Source organism: Nocardia sp. NPDC058518 (genome assembly GCF_042719655.1).
GTDB lineage: Bacteria > Actinomycetota > Actinomycetes > Mycobacteriales > Mycobacteriaceae > Nocardia.
Genome location: NZ_JBHXNJ010000001.1, coordinates 1052366 through 1059325 on the forward strand (window position 1 = coordinate 1052366; position 6960 = coordinate 1059325).

Consider the following 6960-nt stretch of genomic DNA (forward strand, 5'->3'; position numbering starts at 1 on the left):
GGTCTGGGAACAGGCGCGTGCCGCGGGCGGCCCCCCGGGCCCCCCCCCCCCGTCCGGCCCGCTCAGCCCCAGGTCGCACGGTCGGGAACCGCGGAGTCGAAGATGACGTTCGAGCGGGGTCCGGCTGCGCGGAAATCCGACCGTAGACGGATCTGCCGAGCCCTCCGGTCGCGCTACCGTGGTGTGAGCGCATTCAGCGGAGGGTGGGAAAGCTGTGGACAGCACGACCATTGCACGGCAGTGCACATTGTGCGAGGCACACTGTGGAATTCTGGTCACGGTCGAGGATTCGCGGGTCACCCGCATCGAAGGGAATCCGGACGACGTGCTGTCCAAGGGCTACATCTGCCCGAAGGCGACGGCCATGGGCGGTCTGCACCACGATCCGGACCGGCTGCGGACACCGATGCGCCGCGTCGGCGACACCTTCCAACCGGTCGGCTGGGACGAGGCATTCCGCGAGATCGGGCAGCGTTTACGCGCGGTGCGGTCGGCGCACGGTCCCAGCGCCATCGGGATGTACATCGGCAACCCGGCCGCGCACAGCTCCTCGGTGATGTACGGAGCGCTGCTCCGGGCCGTCCTGCTCACCCGCAACTTCTTCTCCGCGTCCTCGATCGATCAGTTCCCGCAGGAATTCGTCGCGTGGCGGATGTTCGGTTCGAACGTTCTCATGCCGATCACCGATATCGACCGCACCGACCGGCTGGTGGTACTCGGCGCCAATCCCGCGGTATCCAACGGATCGATCACCACCATGCCCGGCGCGAAATCGCGCATCAAGGCAGTCCGCGCCCGTGGCGGCACCGTCGTCGTGATCGACCCGCGCCGCACCGAAACGGCCCGGCTGGCAGACGAACACGTGGCGGTCCGTCCCGGCGGCGATGTCTATCTGCTGCTCGCGATGCTGCATGTGCTGGTCACCGAAGAACTGTGCGACGAACGGGCGGTGCGCGCGCTCTGCACCGGCTGGGACGAGCTCACCGAGCTGGTCGCCGACACCACCGCGGAACGGATGGCACCACTGGCCGGCGTCGACGCCGACACCATCAGGCGGCTGGCCCGTGACCACGCGGCGGCGCCGTCGGCGGTGGTGTACGCGCGGATCGGGGTGTGTCAGCAGGTGACGGGCACGCTCACCCACTGGCTGGTCAACACGATCAACGCGGTGACCGGAAATCTCGATCGCGCGGGCGGTCAGATGTTCGCGACCCCCGTCGTCGACGCCGCCCGGTACGCGAAGTACCTGCCGATGGGCCACGGCGCGTGGACCGACCGCTCCGGCGCGCACAAGTCGTTCCGCAGCGAACTGCCCGTCGCGGTGCTCGCCGAGGAGATCCTCACCGCCGGACCGGGCCAGATCAAGGCGATGATCACCTACGCGGGCAATCCGGTGCTCTCGACACCGCAGGCGGACAAGCTCGATACCGCGCTGGAATCACTGGATTTCTACGTGGCTGTCGACATGTACGTCACCGAGACGACCCGGCACGCCGATTTCATCCTGCCGCCCGTCTCGGCGCTGGAACGCGAGGAACTGAGCCTGCTGTTCCCGATTTTCAGCGTTCGCAACAACGCCCGCTACGACGCCAAGGTTTTCGATCCGCCGGCCGATGGGCTGGAGGACTGGCAGATCCTGGCCCGGCTGGTGACCGAACTGGTGCCGCTGCCGGTGCGAAAGCTCACCGGACGCGCGCTCAACGCCGCGTTCGAACAGGTCAGCCCACTGCGATTGACGGCAGCTGCCGTCGCGACAGGCCCCTACGGCGTCCTGCGGCGCGGACGAAACGGGTTGACGCTCAAAAGGATTCGTGACGCGGCGGGCGGTGTCGATCTCGGCCCGTTGCGGCCACGGCTGCCCGAACTGATCGGCACCAGCGACCGCAAGACACACCTGGCGCCCCCGGATTTCCTGGCGGCGGTGCGCACGGTCCTCGACGAGTCGACCGCGGCGGCCGAGTCCGGCTTCGACCTCCAGCTCATCGGACGACGTCACCTGCGCAGCAACAACTCCTGGCTGCACAACATCCCGTCGCTGGTGAAGGGCCGCGACCGCTGCACCGTGCTCATCCATCCCGACGACGCCGCCGCCCGTGGTCTCGCCGACGGTGATCCGGCGACGATCGAATCACCCGTCGGTTCGATCGTGGCTCCGGTGGAGATCAGCGACGATATTCGCGCCGGCGTGGTCGCGATCCCGCACGGCTGGGGGCATCGCGAACCCGGGGTGGGCTGGACCGTCGCGGCCGCGCTGCCGGGCGTCAATGTCAACCTGCTGCACGACCCGGCACGCACCGACCCGCTCTCGGGCGCGTCGGCGGTCAACAGCACGTGGGTGCGGGTGCAGCCGGTCGCGGCCGAAATCCCGGATGCCACACCGCGATCCGAGGTCGCCACCGCGCCGCGGTGAACCCGATCACGAGTTCGGGTCCACCGCGCCGGGATCAGCGAAAGCGCAGGTTCGCGGTGGCGAGGCCGAAGATCTTGCGACCGCCGGACTTCGCGATGATGGCGATGACCGCGGTGCGGGTGGCCGGGTCGAGCGACTTCACGCGGCCGGTGTACTCGACCTGGCCGCCCTCCCTGCCGACGATCGTGTAGGTCGACAGGCGAACGCCGTAGCGAGTGACGGCGCCGGGGTCGCCGGACCAGGCGGAGACGAAGCCCGCGCCCACACCCATGGTGAGCATGCCGTGGGCGATGATGTCGGGCAGGCCCGCCATCGCGGCGATCTTCTCGTCCCAGTGGATCGGGTTGCCATCGCCGGATACGCCGGCGTAATTGACGAGGTCACCGCGCGAGACGCGGGCATCGCGGAGCGGGAGTTCGTCGCCGACGGTGAGCTCGTCGAACGACATCGTGGTGTTCGGCACGCGGGCGGCGCCCGCGACGGACAGCGGAACCTCACCCTCGGGACGCAGGGTGGTCTCCACGGCGGCGCTCTTGTCGGCGCTGAAGATGCTCACACCGTGGAGCATGATGTTCTCCACCGCGGCGGTGATCGCGGGATCCACCCCGTCGTCACCGGTGATACCGACGACCGTGGTGTGCATGATGTGCACGGTCTCGCCGAGTTCGTCGACGAAGGTGTTGGTGACGGTGATCAGGTCCTTGCCCGCGATCGTGCGCACCGAGGACAGCTCCACGTCGACCACGAGACGGTCACCGGCCACGATCGGCTTGTGCTGTTCGAAGACCTGCTCGGTCTGCACGAACATGTCGTAGCCGACGACCACCGATTCGAACAGCAGCTTGTTGGCCGCCATCGCCGGAATCGAGACGAACGTCAGAGGCGCGACCAGGCCCGAATAGCCGAGCGCGGCGGCCGCCTCGTCCTCCCAGTGCGCGGGATGGAAGTCCTGAACCGCGCGCGCGTATTCGCGGATCTTCTCGCGACCGACCTCATAGACGCCTTCGACCCGGTAGTAGTGCCCTACCTTCGACGCGGTATCAGGGGCATCGACGGGCGGGACATCGACGACGGAAGTCACTATGAATCACCTTCGTTCGGGGAACGGACACCCGGCAGGCTAGTCGACGCGCAGGCGGACCGGGCATTCCTTGGCACAGTTCACAGTTCTGTGGCCTCACACCGCGGTCAGAAGGAGGGTACGTCGCTGGTGCTGGCGTTGCCACCGATCGAGGGCTGCAGCGTGATCTCCCAGTCGGAGTCACCGTCGAACGCGTCGTCGAACTTCTGGAATTCGCGCTCGCGGGTGAAGGCGAGCGCCGCCTCGTCCCAATCCTTGCCGGTCTTCAGATAGACGTAGTAGGTGCCGTCGATACCGTTGAGCGTGGCGTTGGAATTGCCCTGCACGTAGATCGTGGCCTGCGGCTTCTTGGGATCGCCGTTGGTCACCACGACCGCGAAGTCGTCGCTGTTGCCGTTGACGATGTCGAGCTTGCCCGCACCGACCAGCCCGTCCTGCTGCACCACCGCACCGTTCTCACCGCGCCGATTCAGCACCGGCGGCGCGGGGGTGGTGGTGCGCACCGTCGTGGTCGCCTTCGCGGAACCGCTCGTCGGCGCGGCGCCGACGGACTCCCCCGAACTCCCACAGCCCGCTACCAGAACGGCCACCGCGATCGCGGACGCGGCATACCATTGGCGATTCGACATCGTTCCCACCCCGGACTCATGGACCGGTCTCCCCGACCGGCCTTCTCGCCAAGTATCGCGCGAAACGCGCAAAATGTCAGCCCGGAAACCTTGCCCCGATTTCTGGAATGAGTCATAATCTGGAATGTGTCCACAATATCGGACTTCGAACAGATGCTGCGCGCAGCCTCACTGCGCGTCACCGCGCCACGCCTGGCGGTGCTCACCGCAGTGCACCAGCATCCGCATGCCGACACGGACACCATTCTGAGCCGAGTCAGAGACACCCTCGGTGCCGTCAGCCAGCAGGCCGTCTACGACGTACTGCGGGCACTCACCAGCGCCGGACTGCTCCGGCGGATCCAGCCGATGGGCACCGTCGCGCGCTACGAGACCCGCGTCGGTGACAACCATCATCACCTGGTGTGCCGATCCTGCGGGGTGATCGTCGATGTCGAGTGCGCTGTCGGCGACGCGCCCTGTCTGACTCCCCCCGATGACCGCGGTTTCGTCGTCGACGAGGCCGAGGTCATCTACTGGGGCAGGTGCCCCGACTGCACGACATCACCATCACTCTCCTGAAAGGATTCACCGTGCCCGAGGAACACCCACCTATCGCGGAAGCCCAAACGGAACCCGGTGACAGTGGTTGCCCCGTCATGCATCGTCCGTTCGCGTCCACCGACGCGCGTGGCAGCAACCGTGACTGGTGGCCGAACCAACTCAATCTCACTCTCCTGCAGAAGAATCCGGCCGTCGCGAACCCGATGGGCGAAGACTTCGACTACGCGGCCGAGTTCGCCACCCTCGACCTGGCCGCGGTGAAAGCCGATATCGAGGAGGTCATGACGACCTCGCAGCCGTGGTGGCCCGCCGACTTCGGCCACTACGGCCCGTTCTTCATCCGGATGGCCTGGCACTCCGCGGGCACCTACCGGGTCGGTGACGGCCGCGGCGGCGCGGGCGCGGGCATGCAGCGCTTCGCCCCGCTCAACAGCTGGCCCGACAACGCCAGCCTGGACAAGGCGCGCCGCCTGCTGTGGCCGGTGAAGAAGAAGTACGGCCGCAAGCTCTCGTGGGCCGACCTCATCGTCTACACCGGCAATGTCGCCCTCGAGTCGATGGGCTTCGAGACCTTCGGTTTCGGTGGCGGCCGCGTCGACGCGTGGGAGCCGGAGGAAGACGTGTTCTGGGGTCCCGAGCGCACCTGGCTCGGCGACGAACGCTACACCGGTGAACGCAACCTCGAGCGTCCGCTCGCCGCGGTCCAGATGGGCCTGATCTACGTCAACCCCGAAGGCCCCAACGGCAATCCGGATCCGATCGCCGCCGCCATCGACATCCGCGAGACCTTCGCCCGGATGGCGATGAACGACGAGGAGACCGCCGCGCTGATCGCAGGCGGCCACACCTTCGGCAAGACCCACGGCGCGGGCGACGCCGATCTGGTCGGTGTCGAACCGGAAGCCGCGCCGCTGGAACTGCAGGGGCTGGGCTGGAAGAGCAGCTTCGGCACCGGCGTCGGCGAGGACGCCATCACCAGTGGCCTGGAAGGCATCTGGAACAGCACACCGATCACCTGGGACAACAACTTCCTCGAGACCCTGTACGGGTACGAGTGGGAGCAGACGCTGAGCCCGGCGGGCGCGCACCAGTGGATCCCGAAGGACGGCGCGGGCGCCGACACCGTGCCCGACCCGTTCATCCCGGGCAAGAAGCGCGCACCGGTCATGCTGACCACCGACCTCTCGCTGCGGCTCGACCCCATCTACGGGCCGATCACCCGCCGCTGGCTGGACAACCCCGCGGAGTTCGCCGACGCGTTCGCCCGCGCCTGGTACAAGCTGACCCACCGCGATATGGGCCCGGTCGCGCGCTACCTCGGCCCGCTGGTCCCGTCCGAAGAGCTGCTCTGGCAGGACCCGGTTCCCGCCCAGAACGGCCCGCTCATCGGCGACTCCGAGGTCGCCACCCTCAAGGGCCAGATCCAGTCCGCCGGACTGTCCATCGCCCAGCTGGTGACGACGGCGTGGGCGGCGGCCTCGTCGTTCCGCGGCAGCGACAAGCGCGGCGGTGCCAACGGTGGCCGGATCCGGCTGCAGCCCCAGGCCGGCTGGGCGGTCAACCAGCCCGATGAGCTCGCCCAGGTGGTGCGGGTCTACGAAGGCATCCAGGACACGTTCAACGCCACCGGCGGTGCGCAGGTGTCCTTCGCCGACCTGGTCGTCCTCGGCGGTGCGGTCGGTGTCGAACAGGCAGCCCAGGCCGCCGGTTTCCCGGTCACGGTGCCGTTCACGCCCGGCCGCACCGATGCGACCCAGGCCCAGACCGACGTCGAGTCGTTCGACGCGCTCGAGACGGCGGCCGACGGGTTCCGCAACTACGTGTCCAAGGACGCGCAGATCCCCGCGGAGTTCCTGCTCATCGACAAGGCGAACCTGCTCACGCTCAGCGCGCCGGAGATGACCGTGTTGATCGGTGGTCTGCGGGTGCTCGGCGCGAACTACCAGTCCTCGCCGCTCGGCGTGTTCACCCAGACCCCGGGTGCGCTGACGAACGACTTCTTCGTCAACCTCCTCGACATGGGTACCGAGTGGACACCGTCGGCGACCGACGACAACGTCTACGAAGGTCGCGACCGCGCCTCCAGCGCCGTCACCTGGACCGGTAGCCGGGTGGACCTGGTGTTCGGCTCCAACTCGCAGCTGCGAGCCGTGGCCGAGGTCTACGCGACCGACGACGCGAAGGAGAAGTTCGTCCACGACTTCGTCGCCGCGTGGACCAAGGTGAGCAACCTGGACCGGTTCGACATCACCGCCTGATCCGGCCAGCGAAACACCCTGCGGCGCACTGTGCGTCGC

At 67.8% G+C, this 6960-nt stretch carries 5 protein-coding genes; 3 read left to right on the forward strand and 2 right to left on the reverse strand.

The features are described from left to right. Positions 1-214 precede the first annotated feature (214 nt). Positions 215-2410 carry a molybdopterin oxidoreductase family protein gene (locus tag ACFWPX_RS04610; protein WP_378926034.1) on the forward strand — a complete coding sequence of 732 codons (2196 nt, stop codon included), beginning with the start codon at positions 215-217 and terminating at the stop codon, positions 2408-2410. A 34-nt stretch (positions 2411-2444) separates the two neighbouring features. On the opposite strand, the gene ACFWPX_RS04615 is transcribed toward ACFWPX_RS04610, so the two are convergent. Together ACFWPX_RS04615 and ACFWPX_RS04620 are read right to left on the reverse strand one after the other, a co-directional pair. After that, positions 2445-3491 (reverse strand): fused (3R)-hydroxyacyl-ACP dehydratase subunits HadA/HadB, encoded by a 1047-nt coding sequence (locus ACFWPX_RS04615; RefSeq protein WP_378926035.1) that lies wholly within the window; start codon positions 3489-3491, stop codon positions 2445-2447. Between the two features lie 107 nt (positions 3492-3598). Further along, entirely contained in the window at positions 3599-4120 is a 522-nt protein-coding gene (locus ACFWPX_RS04620) for a hypothetical protein (protein ID WP_378914301.1), read from the reverse strand. Positions 4121-4246: 126 nt separating this feature from the next. Between ACFWPX_RS04620 and ACFWPX_RS04625 the strand changes: the two genes are divergently transcribed. Together ACFWPX_RS04625 and katG are read left to right on the forward strand one after the other, a co-directional pair. Then, positions 4247-4681, forward strand: coding sequence for a Fur family transcriptional regulator (locus ACFWPX_RS04625; protein WP_378926037.1), 435 nt, complete (start codon positions 4247-4249; stop codon positions 4679-4681). An 11-nt stretch (positions 4682-4692) separates the two neighbouring features. Beyond that, entirely contained in the window at positions 4693-6921 is a 2229-nt protein-coding gene (katG, locus tag ACFWPX_RS04630) for a catalase/peroxidase HPI (protein ID WP_378926039.1), read from the forward strand. Positions 6922-6960 lie beyond the last annotated feature (39 nt).

Coding starts and splice junctions, on each gene's coding strand:
- ACFWPX_RS04620 (WP_378914301.1), bottom strand. CDS start 4,120: ATGTCGAATCGCCAATGGTATGCCGCGTCCGCGATCGCGGTGGCCGTT.